The 20057-nt window shown below is 40.5% G+C and carries 6 protein-coding genes; all 6 read right to left on the reverse strand.

Annotation, left to right across the window (positions count from 1 at the left end; translation table 11 throughout):
• Positions 1 to 272: 272 nt before the first annotated feature.
• The gene (locus KI375_RS10945) at positions 273 to 12011 is read right to left on the reverse strand and encodes a non-ribosomal peptide synthetase (protein ID WP_212973534.1); all 11739 of its coding nucleotides are present in this window, start codon (positions 12009 to 12011) and stop codon (positions 273 to 275) included.
• Positions 12012 to 12020: 9 nt separating this feature from the next.
• Positions 12021 to 15908, reverse strand: coding sequence for a beta-ketoacyl synthase N-terminal-like domain-containing protein (locus KI375_RS10950; protein ID WP_212973535.1), 3888 nt, complete (start codon positions 15906 to 15908; stop codon positions 12021 to 12023).
• Between the two features lie 80 nt (positions 15909 to 15988).
• On the reverse strand, positions 15989 to 17236 hold the full coding sequence (ectB, locus tag KI375_RS10955; protein WP_374706834.1) for a diaminobutyrate--2-oxoglutarate transaminase: 1248 nt from the start codon (positions 17234 to 17236) through the stop codon (positions 15989 to 15991).
• Between the two features lie 183 nt (positions 17237 to 17419).
• Positions 17420 to 18115, reverse strand: coding sequence for a thioesterase II family protein (locus KI375_RS10960; protein WP_212973537.1), 696 nt, complete (start codon positions 18113 to 18115; stop codon positions 17420 to 17422).
• Positions 18112 to 19047, reverse strand: a complete 936-nt coding sequence (locus KI375_RS10965) for an ACP S-malonyltransferase (RefSeq protein WP_244852581.1) — start codon at positions 19045 to 19047, stop codon at positions 18112 to 18114. Before KI375_RS10965 ends, KI375_RS10960 begins: the two co-directional genes overlap by 4 nt.
• Before the next feature lie 272 nt (positions 19048 to 19319).
• Positions 19320 to 20024 carry an ABC transporter ATP-binding protein gene (locus KI375_RS10970; protein ID WP_212973539.1) on the reverse strand — a complete coding sequence of 235 codons (705 nt, stop codon included), beginning with the start codon at positions 20022 to 20024 and terminating at the stop codon, positions 19320 to 19322.
• Between the last annotated feature and the right edge of the window lie 33 nt (positions 20025 to 20057).

A 20057-nucleotide genomic window follows, 5' to 3' on the forward strand; every position in this document is an offset into this window, starting at 1 on the left:
ACAAGCAAATGTTCCTGAACCTAGGAAAGGGCTTTTTCCCTTCATAGGTCAGGGTTATGAAGCAGAACATCGGTTAAGTTCGCGCCGTTCTATCGCTTCAACTGCACTAATTCATCCTGTACGTCGCAATGCCGCTAACGCCTGGAGCTGGATCAAACATTAGCCAAAATTTATACTTTCTTATCCCCCAGAATAAGCAGAGTCCTGTAAAAAACATAGATCCCTGTACTATTACAGGACTCTGTTAAAATGAATTTTGCGTAAGCATACTCTTAGTTAAAGTGCTTCATAATTTCATCTAATTCATCCATTTCAAGATCAGTGTCACCAAAGTCGGAAGCAGTTTGTTGTGTATCCTCTTTTGTAATACAGTGTTCAATAATTTCTATCAATGATTTTTTATACCCTTCAGCAAATCCTAGCATTTGTTCATGCGTAAGACTTCCGTTATTGTAGATGAACTCCATTACAAATCGGCCGTTGACAATACTCGTATTCATTGTGATGACATTCGGGTAATGATTTTCGCTTGCACTACTTTCCCCTACCGGGTTATCTGCTAAAGTAAAAAGACTCGCTTCTGATACTTCGCTATCTACTTGTCCCAAATAATTAAAACAAATATCAGCATGTATTTCTGGCAAAACTTCCTTCCGCCATTGTTGTATGACTCCATAGCCTATGCCATGATTGGGCACACGGCGCAACATTTCTTTCGTATCGATAATATCGCGGCTGATATCATTTTCTTCCGTATGAAGAACTACAGGATACAGACTTGTAAACCAGCCTACTGTCCGATCAATTTCCATCTGCTTATGAATCGGCTCTCTTCCATGGCCCTCAAGTTCAACGGACACAACCTTTTGCCCTTTCCATTGATGCACAGCACGACTTAATGCAGTCAAAAGTAAATCATTGATTTCCGTATGGTAGGATTCGCCTGCTTCATGTAAAAGTTTTTCCGTATGTTCAGGATCCATCTCGATCTGGAAGATCGGATATTCCCCAGCTGTCTTCATTTCCACATCGCGAAGCTTTCCATCCTCTGCCTCGGCAAGCACTTCCTGCCAGTAAGGAATCTCTAATTCTACTTGCTCACTGTTTGCATATTCTTTTAAAGCATATGCCCATTGTTGGTAGCTGGCTGTTTTCATTGGCAGCTGGCTTGAGCCTTCTTGCTCCTGTTGTTCATAAGCTGTTTGTAAATCTTCTAATAAAATCCGCCAAGATACACCATCAACAACAAGATGGTGAATGCACAATAATACTTGATCAGCATCAGGCATTTGGAATAGCCCTACTTTCACAAGCGGTCCCGCCTGCAAATCTATACTTTGCTGCAATTGATTCGCCTGCTGCTCACATCTTTCAGTTCGTTCACGATCAACCACTATATTTGTAAAGTCATATACTTCTAAATCGAATAGTTTACTTTCTTCTGACCGCAGGATATGCTGCTTCCCTTCTATAAAGACAGTCCGTAAACTATCATGATGATGAACAAGCTCGGTTAACGCCTTTTGCAGCACTTGCAAATCTAAGCGTTTATGAGCACGCACCATTAGGGCTTGATTATAATGATCTGGTTTTGCTAATGACCATTGCATAAACCGATCTTGGATAGGTGTGAATGGTACTTCACCTGTCACTTCTTCTTGCGGATATGCAGAGAGTCCATTTTCCACTTTTTCCATTTTATCGGCTATAAGGCGTATTTTCCGTTCGAAAATTAAATCCTTCACTGTGAGTTCATAAGCTGCTTCTCGCAATTTGGAAATCACCCTGATCGCTTTGATCGAATCTCCGCCGAGTTCAAAGAAATTATCCTCAATGCCTACCTGTTCTACTCCTAAAATCGTCCCAATTACTTCGGCTAGTAGAGCCTCTTTTTCATTGCTTGGTGCTACATATTCTTCCTTGCTTTGAGACGGGGGTTTTGGTAAGGCAGCTCGATTTAATTTTCCATTGCTTGTAACAGGGAGCCTGTCCATGCTTACAATATGCATAGGGATCATGTAATCAGGCAAATCATGTCTTAACTCATCCTTGATCTTTGTTGCGTCAAGGGTTGCACCTTCATCCTCTTGGACGATATAGGCGCATAACCGCGGATCCCCTGCTTCATCTACTTGGGTGATGACAGCAACATCGCGAATAAGGGGTTGTTTTCTAATCGCATTTTCAATTTCTCCTAATTCAATACGAAATCCGTGAATCTTTACTTGTTGATCCATTCTGCCAATATATTCAAGCGAACCATCTGGAAGCCATCTCGCTAAATCACCAGAACGATACATACGCTCATTAGGGTTAAATGGATTTGCAACAAATTTAGCTGCTGTCAGTTCTTTTCTATGCAAATATCCTCTTGCTACACCAGCACCAGCTACACAAATCTCTCCAAGCATTCCAATACCGCATAACTGCTCACCATTCATAATATAGACGTTTAATGTTGGAATGGCCTTCCCGATATTGCTAACACCTTTTTCAATTTCTTTTTGCGTAATTTCTTTATAGGTGACATGGACCGTAGTTTCCGTAATCCCGTACATGTTCACAATTTTGGTTTGCGGATAGCGCGCATACCAGTCTTGTAATTTACGAGGATTTAAAGCTTCTCCTCCGAAAATCAGATACTTTAATGCCAATTTTGGCACTTCACGGAAAGATTCAGCATGCATCAATTCATAGAAAGAAGACGGAACCTGATTTAAAATCGTCACGTTTTCCCTTTCTAACAGTTCGAGAAATTCAAAGCTATCCTTTGTAACAGCTGGCGGCACAATCACCAATTTTCCACCATATAACAGAGCGCCATACATTTCCCACACAGAAAAGTCGAACTGATAAGAATGGAACATTGTCCATACATCTTGATTGTTTATCTCAAATGGAAAGGCATCATTTTTCAATAGCCGTACGACATTTCGATGTTCAATTAAAACACCCTTTGGATTGCCTGTCGTACCTGAAGTGTAGATCACGTATAAAAGCTGATCCGGGTGAATTTCCACATTAGGATTATCGGGATTTCCGTCCGCTACTAGTTCTTCGGCTCCAACTGTTTCACCAGCGAATTCAATTTGACGGTTTTGATGCTGTTGTTGGATAAGCATGGCTGCCTGACTATCTTGCAGTATATATTCCACGCGCTCATCCGGATTTTCAGGATCAATCGGTAAGTAGGCATACCCTGCTTTTACAATGCCAAGCAAGGTAGCGACGAGATCAATTCCTCTGTTGAGCATGACAGCAATAATCTCTTCACTTGCTAGATTTTTCGCTAGTAAATGGTTCGCAATCCGATTCGCCCTTTGATTTAGCTCCTCATACGTAATCTGATCATCTTCAAATACTACGGCTATCTGCTGCGGCTTCGCTTTAGCTTGCTCTTCAAATAAGTCTTTAATCGTTTTTTCCCGTGGGTACTTAATGTCCTTTTGATTAAATGCTTCAAGTAGTTGTTGTTTTTCAGTTTCTGTTACGATATCTATTTCTTGAATGCTGGTCGCCATAGATTGACTGAATTGTTCAAGCAGCCTTTGGTAGTGGCAAGCTAACCGTTCAATCGTCTCTGCTGTAAATAAATCTGTACAATATTCCCATTCAACCTTATACCCATGTTCCGTCAAATGAACAGTAAGTGTTAAATCGAATTTAGCAATATCCGTACGATCATCAAAACTTTTTATAGGTGTTCCCGATAAAGTAATCTCTTCTTCCCCTTGATTTTGCAATACAAAAACACAATCAAAAATCGGATTACGTGACAGGTCGCGTTGAACATTGACTTGTTCGACTAACTCTTCAAACGGATATTCTTGATGTTCATAAGCTTGTAATGTCGTTTCTTTCATCTCTTGTAAAAATTGATTGAAGCTTTTCTCTCCTTCTGGCTGTCCGCGCATCGCCAATGTATTGACAAACATACCCAGCATGGTTTCTGTGTCATGATGCAGGCGGCCAGAGATCGGACTTCCTACAACAATATCCTCTTGGCCACTGTATTTTTGTAATAACACCATAAAAGCGGAAAGGAGAACCATATATTCGGTCGTATCAGTTTTCTCACAAAGCTTATGCACAGTTTTCTTGATCTCTTCCCCTAACGTAAACGAGAGGGTTGCACCTTGAAAACTCTGTTTTCTTGGGCGCGGATAATCTGTTGGTAAGTCCAATACAGGCACTTCATCCGCAAATTGGTCTACCCAATAATCCTTTTGTGGTTGCAAATCCTTTTGCGCCAGCCAATGACTATAATCTTTATAATGAACCGTAAGAGGTTCTAGCTCGGTACCATTGTATAGCTCCGAAAATTCCTTTGTGAGAATATTGATCGATTCTCCATCTGAAATAATATGATGCATATCAAAGAACAAATAACTATTTGTCGGACCTTGCAACACTTTCACCCGGAATAATGGACCATGGGCAAGATCAAATGGACGTACAAAATCGGTAAATGCAGCCTGAGCCTGTGCTTCATCCAAGCTTTCATGCTCAGACCATTCTACTTCTATAGGCAGAACGGAAGCAATGTGCTGGACTGGTTCACCGTCCACCACCGTAAAGGTTGTCCGTAAGGCTTCATGACGTGCGCTTAATTGAGCACATGTCCGCTCTACTTTTTCTCGATCCAGCTGTCCCGCCAGCTCAAGCAGTGCTGGCATATTATAAACAGTTCCCTGCTCGCCCATTTCATGGATCAAGTAAAGACGTTTTTGCTGGGAGGAAACCGGATAGTACGCTTGCTCCTCCACTTTAGTGATTGGTTGAGTATCTGCATCCGTTGGATGAAGCTCAATCTGTTGTCCTAGTTGTTCCACTGTTGGATGAGTAAAGATTGTTTTTAATGGAAGCCGAATGCCAAGTCGCACTTCTATTTGATTCATCACTTTGGTTGCTTTTAACGAGTGTCCTCCCTGTTCAAAGAAATGATCATCGACACTGATCTGCTTGACACCAAGTACATCTTGATAGATTTCCACTAAAACTCTTTCCGTTTCTGAGCGTGGTTCCAAGATACTCGTTTCACGATCAAACTGGGGATCTGGCAATCTCTTTTGATCTAATTTCCCGTTGCTTGTGACAGGTAATTGTTCCAGCATCATAAAATGATCTGGCACCATATATTCGGGTAATTCTTTGCGGATCGCTGCCTTCAAATGATCTTTTTCGATCTCACTCGTTTCATCGGCAACGAGGTAAGCACATAAGTATAGATCATCTGCATGATCTTTTTTAGCTACTACTGCCACTTCCTGTATACCGATTTGTTTACGAATAACGGCTTCAATTTCACCTGGTTCAATGCGGAAACCGCGGATTTTGACCTGATTATCCATCCGGCCTAAATATTCTAGTTGACCATTCGGCAGCCATCTAGCTAGGTCTCCAGTACGATACATCCTTTTTTCTCGTTCCGTCTTTCTTTCGGTAAACGGATCCTCACAGAAGACTTGTCTCGTTTTCTCAGGACTATTCACATATCCTCTTCCAACAGCGATCCCCGCTACACAAAGCTCACCGGCTACACCAGGCGGACATAAACGATTATATTGATCCAAAATATAAATTCTTATATTACGCAAAGGTTGCCCAATCGGAACCCGTGACAGCCCATCTTCCATTGTCGATAGCCGGTATTGACTAACATCATCTGACGCTTCAGCTGGTCCATAGGCATTAATTACCTCAATATCAGGATAAGACTGAAACCAGCGATCAACTATATGCGGCGGGACCGTTTCCCCTGTAATAATCAACGACTGCAATGATGGAAATGAGTGCTTTTGCGTTTCAAGTTCATCTAACATAACCGCTAAATAACTCGGCACAATCTCTAATAAAGTAATTTGGTCAGCTGCGATTTTTCGAACAAACTTTTCAGGTTCTAAGACAATTTGCTGGGCATAGATAACCGTTTTTCCACCTAACGCTAACGGCCCAAATAACTGCCAAACCGAGATATCGAAGGTTTGATTCGCATTTTGCGCAAACACAAGCTTGTCATCCAGCTTTAAATCGTTCTGCTCTGCAAGAATGTGATTTAACATTCCTTGATGTTCGATCATTACGCCTTTTGGTTTTCCTGTAGAGCCTGAGGTGAACAGAATATAGGCAAGATTAGTCGGTGATACCTGCTTCCCTAGATTTTCACAAGAATGGGATAGATCCTGCTCTATTTGATCCAGGTAAATAATTTTCCCTTTATAGGCTTCTCTAAATTCATCTTCTACATATTCAGACAGTGTCACAACAAATTTCACATTGGCTTCATGTAAAATATCAATTCTTCGTTGCATTGGGTGAGCCAAATCAAGTGGTAAATAAGCTCCGCCAGCTTTCCAGGCCCCAACGACACTACTAATCATTTGCGGTGATCGTTCAAGCATGATCCCAACTATGTCTTCCTCTTCAAGGCCCAAATTCATGTATAATCGAGCAATATGATTTGCTTGTTCATTTAATTGCTGATAGGTCAGTTCATGCTCCTCATCGGCCACGGCAATCTTATCTGGTGTCTTGACAGCCCAGTCCTCGAATAGATCAATGATTGTCTTTTCTGAATAAGAATGATCCTGATTATTGAATTGCAGTAGTTCCTGTCTTTCTTGCTTCGTCAAAATTTGGTATTCTGTCAAATTAGCAGTCGGGTCGCTCAATATCTGGTCAATCAATGTGACAAAATGTTGCAGGATCCGCTGAATACTTGCTTCTCTATAAAGCTCTGTTGCATATTGCAGCGTGATCGTATAGCCTCCCTCCTGATCAATCACTTCAAACTCTGTATCAAATTTGCTATCATCTGGCAATAAATCCTGATATTCAAATGTCGCTTGATCAGTATGAATAGAAAGTTGGTCAAAGTCTTGATAAGAAAACATCACATCGAACAGAGGATTGCGGCCAATATCATTTTTTGTTCCAGCTAATTCGACAATCTGATCAAACGGAACATCTGCATGAGCAAATGTTTGCATCACAGATTTTTGTACATGTTTTACATATTCGGCATAGGTTTGTTCAGGTGGAACCGAATGGACCATCGGCAATGTATTGACAAACATCCCGATTAAACCTTCTATATCCCGATGATTCCGTCCATGAACCAATGTCCCAATCGTCACATCTGCTTGACCTGAATAAATCGATACAAGGATGTTCAAAGTCGATAGGAAGAAGCTATATGGTGTACATTCCCGTTCCCGGCAAAAGTCTGTTATCCGCGCTTTTAGCTTTTGATCCAATTGATATTCAATCGTATGGCCTGCATAGGTTCTTTCTAATGGACGCGTAAAATCAGTCGGAAATCCACAGTTGAGTGAAGCCGTCTGCAATAGCTCCTGCCAATACTGTTGTTGAGATTTCATCTCTTCGGATTGCTCCTGTTTATTTTGCCAGTGAGCAAAATCCTTATATTGAATTGGAAGCGGAGCTAAGGCCTTATCCTGATAAGCGGACATCATTTCCTGAGCAAAAATAAGTGCACTTGATCCGTCAAAACTAATATGATGAAAATCGAAAAAGATATAATAAAACTGTTCACTTCTTTTCACAATCTTCATTCGCATTAATGGTGCTTTCTGTAGATCAAATGGACGGACAAATTCCGCTGTCATTTGCTGAATGAGCTCGTCTTCCGCTACCTCTGTCGTTATTTCTTTAAAATCAACCGGCAATTCAACTTGCTCATTGACAATTTGAACGATTTTCCCATCTACCTGTTCATACGTCGTTCTTAAAATTTCGTGTCTTTGTAGACAAGCATTTGCCGCTGCTTTAAATTTTTCTATATCAAACTCCCCTGCTACTTTGACAACAGATGGAAGATTATAATTCAGACTTTCTTTATTTAATGTATGAATCACATACATTCTCTGTTGGGGAGCGGACGTTTCATAGTGAACGGCAGGCGCAATTTGCGGGATCGCTTCTGCTTGTCCTTCCTCTCCTAATGAACGAATCGTCTTAGCAATATTTTCGACAGTCAATTCCTCTACTAACATGGACATCGGAATGCGAATGCCATCATAAACCTCTTGCAATGTTGAAATCAATTTCAATAAGTTTAATGAATTCATGCCAAGTGACATCAGATGATCGTCTTTATGAAAATGTCCATTTCCAATTAAATCTTTAACTATATCAAAAACAATTTGTTCTTCATGATTCAATGCCTCATTCGCAAATTCAAGTAAAATGGCGGCTTGTCCATCACCAACCTCTTGATAAAACCTGTGAGGAATAAAAGCAAAAGGAAGTTTGCTTTGACACCATTTAGGCAGATCACTTTTTGCCCCTTCTTCCGTCGCCCAAGTGATATAAGCTTCCAAACTCTGTTGATCTTGGGTTCGTTTTACTGTTACTTCACAAATATCTGAATGTTTTCCAATCACCTGTTCTACTAACCAGAGACTCACAAATGTTTTTCCTTCATAAAAACACCGTTCTTCTGGTCCAAACAATTCCAGTTCTCGATTGGCCGTAAATCTAGCGATCCAGCCTGTGGGATAGAGTGCTAAACGATTGGAACCAATATACAATAATCCATAGCTATTCGTGGGGACTGGTTTTCCATCCTCACTTAAAACATAGGCCGTAAAATTGCCGGCATTGATCTCCATATCTTGTTCATTTATTTGTAAGGTTTTGGCTAATTCATCCCAATTTGCTTGTTCAATTGCTTGTTTTCTAATCTTTTCATCATCTTCTGAATAGACATCTACTTCATACAACGAAAAGTTTGGCTGGTTACAGATCTGTTCCAACAAATCAATATATAGCTGCATCCATCTCGTAACCATTGCTTCGGAGATTTTATTCGTATTAAAGTCAATATCGAAAATAATTTCTCCTTGAAATTCGGTCAAATTAAAGAACAGATCATATCCTACATTTTGCACCTGAATCGGTAATAATTCCGTCTCTGTCCCAAGAAAATGGTTATTTTTTGGCATACGATCCATATTAAATAAAATTGTCAATTCGGGTTGGACAAAATCTTCGTTTCCCGTGAAATCATGCAGTGTTGCATGATGCATCTTCTCAAATTTTTGGAAGATCGCTTGATTCTTAGCCACTGCTGTCGCCATATTGCTGTCCTGATTAAGTTGCACATGCAGTGGCACCATCGACACACAATCCCCAATTAAGGATCTCGTCGCACATGCTTGTTGTCCTGCAATTGGAACACCAATCATAAAATCGTTCTGTTGCGAAATTTCCCTTAGCATAAATTGATACGTCGTAAGCAACACAAGGAAAGGACTACTTTTTACATTGGCTGCAAGCTTTCGTATTTTTTTAAGAAAAGCAGCATCTAGACGATACGTGAATCGACTTCCTTCTTTGTTATGCTCCGACATTGTCAACGGGTCCCGTTGTGGAAGACGCAACTGGGTAGGATAGCTTGGTAAATACTCTCTCCAAAAGCTTTTGATTTTTTCTTCATCCATACTTTGTAATACTTTTTCCCTTTGTCTCCTATATTCACTGTATGGCAATACTTCACGAAAGCTCGGTGCACGATTTTGCAATTGACTATTGTACGCTTCAATCAATTCCTCACAAAAGACGGAAATCGACCATCCATCCATAATGAGATGATGCGCAATCACGAGTAGTTTCGTTTGCTCTTGCTGATCAGGAGGTTGTAAGAGAAAAACTTTGATTAATGGACCATTCTGAACATCAAGGGAAGTATGGATGCAATCACTTATCACTTCCTGCTCCTCTTCAGAACGGACCTCCAGCTCTGTTAAGTCGAGCTTAGCTGGTTCCCCAACCTTTAAACACTCTAAATCATCGGACACTGTATACCGTAATGCTTCATGTCTTTTCGAGATGGAGCGGAGTGCTTGTTCTAATGCTTGTCGATCGAGAGTTCCTTGAATATTTAATAAAACAGGTTGATTAAAGGCACTCGTACTTGGATGAACGACTTCAGAGGCCAGCATCTCTTGTTGTTGATGAGTTAAAGGAACTTTATTGTTTTTTTTTGAGTCCTCACTCTTTTTCGCAAAAAAGACAGTTTTCATTTTCAAACAAGTTTCTTTCACAATCCGAATCACGTCTTCGATATCATCATCTGTATGGGCAGCTGACAAGAAACAATTTCGTCCTTCCCAAATATAGACACCCTCTGAAAGCAGATGATAATAAAAGAGTTCCATATTTCCTCTTAAGACAAAGCGGAACAGTGATTCACAATAGACAATTTCAGCTGGAACCTCATGTTCTTGGAAGAATTCATTTAATGTGTCCGCAAGATATTTGGTTTTCGCCGCAAGAGCTGGATAAATATCATGACTTTCTTCCTTTATTTTAAGCAATACTGCTTTTGCTGCGGCCATTGTCAATGGATGATGACAGAAGGTTCCTCCTGCAAAGGTCCTTTTATTTTCAAATGGAGGTGTTGAGTCGTCTCCATAATGCCACATCCCACCATCTAGACAGTCCATCACTTCGTGTTTTCCGGCGACAATTCCGATCGGCATTCCACCGCCAACGATTTTTCCGTAAGTGACAAGATCTGCTTCTACGTTGAAAAACTGCTGGGCACCTCCAGGGCCGAGACGGAAACCAAGGATCATTTCATCAAAAATTAACTGGATGCCAGTCTTCAATGTCACATCTCTTAATTGATGGAGAAACTCTCTCGGTTGTAAATCTGGTCTTCTACTTTGTACAGGCTCTACAAGGACACCGGCAATCTCATCACGGTGCTCTTCAATAAACGCCAGCGACTCAGGATGTCCATACTCGAGAACATATAGACCATCGATATAACTTTGGAGAATACCGCCTGCGATCGGTGAAGCTGAGCCCTTTTCCTTGGACATCGCATCCATCCCCAGCACACCATCAAATGTACCGTGATACGAGCCGGAAAAAATAACGATTTTATCCTTACCTGTAATCGCACGGGCTAATCTAATTGCGACCATCACAGCCTCTGTTCCCGAATTAAAAAAGGAAACTCTCTCTACGCCCGTCATCTCGGAAATCAACTGGGCAACTTCACCTGATAAACGCGAGATTAAGCTGAGCGGAAAACCTTGAGCTGTTTCTTCGACAATCGCGTTTTTGATAAAATCTGGATTATGACCAAATAGACTCACACCAAAATCCATTGCTAAATCTATATATTCATTGCCATCTATATCCGTAATATGAGACCCTTTGCTATCTTCAAAGACTAGCTGATATACCATTTCCTTAATATTTGGCTTAAAGCCGGCAATATTTCTCCAGTCCGCATAAACATTTCGATAGTTTTCAGCATACTGCTTGGAGGAAGGCGTTTTTTGATTATATTTTTGAATTAACTCCTGTAACTGCTGTTCTTGCTTCGGATCTTTGTCTTTTCTCGCCAAATTTAATTTTTGGAATGGTACATATGATTTTTGTTTCGTCTCCGCCTTTTTTTCCGGCTGCTCCACAACTGAACGTGGAGACGCAGCGGGCGGTTTTTGCTCGTTTCGCTCTTGCGCGGGATTCGGTGCTTTAACCACTGTCGCTGCTACTTCCTGTTGAGGGGACAGAAGCTGAAGCTGTTGATTGATCACCGCTAATTGTTGAGAAAATAACTGCTGTAATCCATTCTCACTCGCACTCACCGGAGCTGAACTGAACTGTTCGTTTGCTGCCCACACCTCATCCATGACCGTTTGTCTTTGCTGATTTTCGATTGGTTCAATTTCCTCTGTCTCAGCTTGTTCCTCTACAACCTCTTCTTGACTCACAGCTGGACTGCTTGCTTCCTGCTGTTGATAAATATAATCAGCTATTTCTCGTATAGAGGTTAGATCGGAGAAAAATAAGGTCATAGGAATTTCCACACCAAATTCCTCTCTAATCAATCCATTGACATCTGTGAGAATCATAGAATCTGCGCCAAGTTCAATTAAATTTTCAAATTCATTGATTTCACCCGGCTCCATTCTTGCGGTTGTCTCAACCATTGTTGTTAGTCTATTGACAATCCTTTCGTAATCAAACATCCTCATCACTCACCCTTTTACTAGATCATTTGTTTCTGGCCAGCATCTTGTCGCTCTAAATGGATAAATAGGTAAGCTTACCCGCTTAAATGTCTCTTTCTCAAAAAGTGCTTCCCATTGTGGATCAGCTCCGCGAACATACAGATTACATATTTTCTCCAGCAAAGCTTCTCGATTCTTTTCACTTTGTTGTTGGAATGAGTCAAGGAGATTACTTGTGATCTGTTGCAAATATTGTTGCTCTTCTGTTGTAATATCTCTCCAAGATTGGTTGGCATTTAACCCATTGACCATTTTCACGAGCCCAACATATCTCTTATCCTGTAAATTAGTTGTATATTGATAGCGATCTAATTTCTCCACTAATTCCGCTAAATTCCTGACAATGAAAGCCATCCGATACGGATAATGCCCTCTTCCTCTCGCTAATGTATAGCTTACGTCTGCTATATCCAATTCTTTTTGGTTAGTAAAAAACAGATGATATTTCTTCAAGATATCCTCTAGTTCTTGCAGCGAGTGTGCCGAAAAAATAATCGGAAAGGCTTTTTCTTCCTGTTTCTTTTCCCGAGAATCGATATATTCCTCTAAGATGACATGAGCATTGGTTCCAGAAAAACCAAAATTACTGACACCAGCACGACGTGGTGCTGTTTCAACTTGCCAATCTTTATATTGTCTGTTCACCCAAAAAGGTGTCTCTTCAAAATTGATATTACGGTGCAAATTTTCAATATTAATCGTTGCTGGGATTTTTTTATGCTTTAACATCAAGGAAGTTTTAACAATACTTGCCAGCCCAGAGGCAGCAAACAAATGCCCGATATTCGATTTAACTGATCCAATCGAACAAAATTGTTTTTTATTTGTGGTCAGACGAAAGGCATCAGTCAAAGCAGTCATTTCTACTGGATCTCCTAATTGCGTTCCCGTACCATGGGCTTCAATATAAGAAATATCTTCAGCCCGTAATCCTGTCTTTTCAAGCGTATGGTGGACAAGTTCAGTTTGAGCAGCAGGATTAGGTGCAGAAATCCCCACTGAATAACCATCTTGATTGACACCGATGCCACGAATCACTGAATAGATATTGTCATTATCTTCTATCGCTTTTTTATATGGTTTAATCAGGATGGAGACCACACCTTCTCCTTCCCCTGTTCCATCTCCTTCATCAGCAAACGGGCGGGTATGACCATCAGTTGACTCAAAGCCCACTCTTTTTTCTTTTTTTATTGGTACTGTTTTGATTTCAACACCACCGACAATCGCTTGATCACAGTCTCCATTTCGAAGCGCTGTACAGGCATGCTGGAGAGCGACCATTGATGAAGAACAAGCACTATCAATATTCATGCTTGGGCCTTTGAAATCCATGAAATAGGAAACTCGGCCGCTTATATTTGAACTTAATAAACCTGTGGCTGTTTGTGAATCTGCTGATTGCCGTAGAATGTCTTGATATTGATGTCCATTCACATCTGCCAGATACCCAACATACACCCCTGTATTGCTAGACTTTAATGCAGTTCCACCATACCCTGCATCCTCTAATGAGGAATAAGCCGTTTGTAAAAATAGACGCTGAGCGGGAGACATGGCAATTGCTTCTTTTTTTAAGATTTTAAAAAAGTGATAGTCAAATTTATCAATTTCATATAGATATCCCGCATTCTGTGGATCGACTTCCCCTTCAACCTGTGCGCTGTTCAAATAGGCTTCGATATCTGCCCGTCGTTTTGGCGGAATGCTCCCAACACTTTCCACTCCTCCACATAGGTTTCCAAAGAACTCCGATATATCCAGCGCTCCCGGGACAGTGGCCGCCATCCCGATAATCGCTATCTCTGCCTGGTCCTTTGCTCCATCAATATGATCGCGAGGGGCATTCACTTGGATTGGTTTTTCCTCGCCGCATATATAGGCAGCTACTTGATTGACACTGGGGTATTTAAAGAAAATTTCGCCAGGCAAGTCAACAGCATATACTTCCTCTATGCGGGCTGCAATTTGATTCAATAATAGCGAGTTCACTCCATAATCAAAGAAATGATCTGTTAACCCCAGATTAAGATCTGGAGAAACATCTCGACAAATCCTTAAAATTTCTTTTGCAACATCTTGGCGGTTATTTTTTCCGCTATCCTCGTTGTATTTCCCTTTGGCATCATGCTGCTCTTGCCCTGCTAGCAAAGAACATTGCTTGAGGACTTCATTAAATTCCCCATTTTCAAATTCATCTCGAAGTTTAAAACGCATTGGCTTACCACTAGAGGTTTTAGGAATTTTAGCAACAGGCACAATTTCATCTAACGTAACGCCGCAGCTTCTCGAAATATGAGATCTTAGTTGTAAGGAAAGAGGAATAAATGTGTCGATATCTCCTTTATGTACGACAAAAGCAACGACTTTTTCACTACTTGTTCCTTTCACATGAGCAGAAATCATCGCAATCTTATTTTCATCAATTGATTCAAGCTCACCAGCAACCTGTTCAAGATCATTAGGGAAGTAGTTTTGTCCATTTAAAATAATCATTTCTTTTTCTCGTCCTACAACAATCAAGCGTTTTTGATGAAAAAAACCTAAATCCCCGGTTCTTAACCACCCATCTTCGGTGAACTGCTTTTCATTTACTTCGGGATTTCGATAATAACCTGGTGTCACATTTGGACCTTTTATTTGGATTAGCCCTAATCGGTCCTCATCTAATAGATTATCCTCATCATCACATATTCGAATCTCACAATTTTTCACGGCAAAGCCCTCATCCGCATAAGACGAAGCATTTTCTTTCTCATGATCTTGAAGATACTGAACCCGATCCCCTACCTTTAATTTCGATCGGTCGACAATCACGCTATTCATCTGTTCATCTATTAGTGGAAAAGCGATAGCAAGTGAGGCTTCTGCCATTCCATAAACCGGAAACATGGCATTAGGGTTCATTCCAAAAACGGAGGTTCTTTGCAGGAATTGTTCACATATTGAAACAGAAATGGGTTCCGCTCCATTAATAATGATTCTTACAGATGAAAAATCGAACTGCTCCTGATGCCTGTCCATTGCTTTCATCGAATATTCCAAACCGAAGTTTGGAGAAGAAATAATTGTCGCCTTATGTTCATCAATTTTCTTGAGCCATAAAGCCGGCCGCCTAACAAAAAGCAAAGGATTCATCGAATATTGCATCACATTCATACAAGTAACCGTTAGATGACAACCAATCAAACCCATATCATGCGTTAACGGCATCCACGATACAAGTACATCATCTTCTGTGATTTGCGCACCTGAGATGATTGCATCCATATTGGTCAGCAGATTTTGGTGGGTTAATACAACCCCTTTTGGAGCACCTGTAGAACCTGAAGAAAACTGAATAAAAGCAATGTCTTCTGGCTTTGTCTCTGTATAAATGTCCCCATCATGCGCATATGCGATGGCCTCTTCAATCTCTAAATACGAATTTTGAATAAGTTGAACATCCTGTCCCTTCCTATAAGCAAAATCTTCAATCTTTTTCAATGAAGTAGACCTTCCAATCACAAAGGCATCTTCCAATGTTTTGAGCACATTAAACAATTTTCGCCTATGCTCATCCACTTCCTCCGCAATAATCGGTACTGGAATCATCCCTCCCAATACACAAGCCCAAAATGTAAGAATAAATTCTTTGTTATTCGCCAATTGTAAGACCACATGATCCTTCGGCTTTAATCCTTTATTTTGCAGAAAGCCTAACAGCTTCTTCGCTTTACGCAAAATCGAATCATACGAATAGAATTCTTCATCTGTCTTATTGAGGATAAAAGAGACTCCCTTTTCCTTCTCATCCTCTTTATCTATAAATATATCTGTTAACGTCGTATATGGAATATCAATCTGTTCAGGCAAACCATTCTCCTCCTTTCTAGAAAACACAACACGGATTTTAGAATTCATGATACTTTTTCAACTATCTCAAGATATGCTAATCAAAGATAAGCTTCTAAAACTTCCCGCAAAATCTGACAGCCTTTTTCAAGCTTTTCTCTGGAGATTGTTAAAGGCGGTAAAATTTTGAGAACATGACTTTGTCGGCCAGCATTTTCAATAATCAGGCCAGAGTGAAAACAGTCATCTATAATTCGATCTGTTAAGCCGATCTCTTCAAAAGCACTCAAATCAATGCCCCATATCATTCCGATTCCGCGGATTTTGATTCTCTGATCAATGGCACAAAGATTATCACTTAGAAATTGTTGTAAATAACGTTCATTTTCGCTGACTCGTTGGTCTAAATCCAGCTCTTCTCTTAAATGTAGAGAAGCCGTAGAAGTAACAAACGCAAGCTGATTCCCTCGGAATGTACCATTATGTTCACCAGGCTTCCAAACATCCCATTCTCGTTGCAATAATAATAGTGACATAGGTAGGCCGTAACCACTAATCGACTTCGATAGAATTACCATATCTGGAACAATTCCCGCTCGCTCAAACGAAAAGAAGGTGCCCGTTCTCCCACAGCCAACCTGAATATCATCACAAATCAATAAAATATCATGTTGTCGACAAAGGCTTTCCAGTCCTTGGAGCCACTCATTTGAAACAGGATTGACTCCTCCTTCGGCCTGTACCGTCTCAAAAATAATGGCAGCTGGTTTTTCCACACCTGAATGATCATCCTCTAAGAGATTTCGTATATACTGAAGTGTATCAACTTCAATCGGACCCCCAGGATGAGGAATAAATGTCACATTGTTTAGGGGAACCGACGCACCAGCTCGGCTAGAAGTGTTGCTTGTCACAGCTAAACTGCCTAGCGTCATACCATGGAATGCCCCCATAAAAGCAAATACATTGTTCCGCTTTTTTATTTTTCGTGCCAACTTCAAAGCGGCTTCCACAGCATTCGTCCCTGTTGGTCCACAAAATTGCAGCTTGTATTGCAAATTTCTTGGTTCTAGAATTTTTGAAACAAACGTATCAACAAAGGCTTGCTTCGCTTTTGTATACATGTCTAAGCCATGGGTGATGCCATCTTCATTGATATAGTCAAGCAAATACTTTTTAATAAATTCAGGATTATGACCATAATTTAAAGCCCCTGCTCCAGCTAAAAAATCAATATATTCTTGTCCATCTTCTGAATAGATAACATCATTTTTAGCTTTATGAAACAGATTATTAAAATGGCGATTATAGTAACGAACTTCAGATTCATATGTTATAAATGGCTCCACTGAAACCCTCTCTCTTTCCATTAGAAATGGACATATAATTTCTCTTCTACTAGCGGTTGTTCAAAAATTCCAATAAAAATGACACATCGAATTTCTTCGTTGGCTTGCTTTTCCGGTACTCACGTATGTAAAGCATACGCTCTGTTCCTCAAAGCTGCGCCGCCTTGAACTTCTTGGTCCTTTTTATCGGACTTGTTGAACTTGCTTATTAGCTAGCTGATTGATCGTTTCGACGACGTCAGAAGGATGTTCATTGATAAAGAAATGGGATCCCTCGAATGAGTGGTATTGAACACTTGAGGAAGTATATAGATTCCATTCTTCTATATCATTACGACTGATATCTGCTTCACTATTAAGCAGGTGAACATCGCTTGAGAAAACAGATTCAATTCTCTTTTGATATTCCTCGACTGCTTTAAAATCGTTTCTTAATAACCGCAAAATATAAGCGGAAAATTCTTGATCTTGCATCACTTCTTCGGGAAGACCACCTAAATCCATCATTTTCTCTTTGAATGTTCCTTCATCCAGCAAATGGTGTTGTTTGTGAATGTATAAATGGGGTGGTTTCATAGCGGAGAGAACAACTTGTTGGGGTAGAGGCCGATTGTTAGCTTGGAGCTTTTTATATACCTCTAATAAAACATAAGCACCCATACTATGACCAAACAAGATATACTCTTCACTAGACACATTGATTTGCTTATAGGCATGCTCAGCCATCGCTTCAATGGATGTACACAAGTCCTCTTTCGCCCTCGTTCCTCTTCCCGGTAATTCGATTGGACATAATTCGATACCAGCATCCAAATATTTTTTCCACTTATAATAGGTAAAAGCAAAACCACCAGCATAAGGAATAGCATAAAGCTTCATTGCCCCACCACCTGCCTAAGATCCATTTCATTTATTTGAGCTTTATCGATTTCATAGCTTAAGGCCTGTAATTCATCATCTCCCTGATTGATCAGGTTCGTTAAGATCATTCCACTCCCGAGCTCAATCAATAATTCAACATGCTGTCTTTTTATATACGATATCGTCTCTTGCCAACGAACCGGAGCGACGAGATGTTGAATGAGATTGTCATATATATTGTCGATCGTATGAGGCATAACCGTGTAGTTAGAAATCACAGGAATAGAAGGGGAACAGATCTCCACACCTTGAATCGCCTCAGCAAATTCATCCGTGATATCCTGCAATAATGGACAATGAAAAGAGGATTTTCCCATAAGACGTTTGTATGCTCCTCCTTTATTTGCCACATACCATTCCAATTCCGCTATATCGGCTGCCTTTCCAGAAATCGTGGCTTGTTCATGCGAATTATAGCACCCGATCCAAACAGATCTTCCTTCTGCTCGTAGTGCTTGACAGATTTTTTCACTCTCAGAAATGGGAAATTGATAAACAATCGTCATCACACCCTCTTTTTCCGCAGCGATACGATCCGCTAATTCCGCACGGTGAGTAACCAAGGTCAAAACATCCGAAAAGGGCAAGACACCAGCACAGGTTAAGGCACCATATTCCCCTAAACTGTGACCAGCCATTAAAGAAGGCTTAAATTTGTACTGATCAGTGATATGCCGATACGAAGCAACATGAGCCATTACAATAATAGGAGCACTTACAGCAGCCTGATGAAGAAAGTCACTATCCTCTCCAAAGCATACTTGGGCAACATCATATCGCAGAACCTCAGAAGCTTCTGCAAATGTATCCCGTACTATTCTGCTCTCTCTATATAGATCACCTAGCATTCCAAGCCTTTCAGAGTTCTGCCCTGCAAACATATAGGCCATCTTTTTCAATGTTCCATTTCACTTCCTTCTTTCTACTTTCCTTACAGAAGATGTTCAAAAGGATCAGCTAAGTTCGCGCTGTTCTGGCGCAACGTCCCATTGGCTTAAATTCGCGACATCAATCGACACGCCTTTGTCGCCAGCCTACCGCAGGTAAAAATGATGCGGCGAGATAAAGGATCTTCGACTAGTACCGACACGTTCTTTGCCGAACGTCGAAGTCAGCGCCTTAGCCGACTTGGTCCTTTTTATCCTCCCTTTCGAACACTTACTTACACAACGACATGGGCTTCATTTTTTTGATCTGATTCAATCAACCCGTCTAACATGCGAATCGTTCTGCTTCCATACTCTGCTGATTCCTGAGAATGGGTCACTTGGAGAATCGTAATGTTTTTTTCTTGATTAATCTTTTTGAACAGCTGCATAATTTCAGTTCCGGATTTACTATCTAAGTTTCCAATCGGCTCATCCGCTAGAATAATTCTGGGATTCATAATTAAAGCACGGGCAATTGCCACTCTTTGCTGTTGCCCGCCAGATAGTTCTCTAGGCGTAAAGTTTTTTCTTTCTAACAGCCCAACAGTCTGTAAAATATCATCTAACTCTTGCTGGTAATGACGCGGTTTTTTCCCATCCATTGTCAGCGGCAATAATACATTTTCAGCCACCGTCAAGTTTTGTACCAGATTATAAAATTGGAATACAAATCCGATATTTTTGCGTCTTAACCTACTTTTCTGCTTATCTTTCATTTTGTTTATATCTTCGTTATGAATCAATACCTTTCCAGATGTAGGAGCATCAATGCCGCCAAGCATATAAAGCAGTGTACTTTTCCCACATCCGGAAGGTCCCATAATTGAAACAAATTCTCCTTCATGAATTTTCAAATCAATTTTCTTAATTACTTCAATTTCTTTCCCACCATTTTGAAAACTTTTTCGCAAGCCTTCTGTTCTAATCACTTGTTCCATATAGACCTCCGCTTAAATTAAATTTGACATTCC

Origin of the sequence: Bacillus sp. J14TS2 (assembly GCF_018333015.1) — a bacterium.
GTDB lineage: Bacteria > Bacillota > Bacilli > Bacillales > Bacillaceae_C > Lederbergia.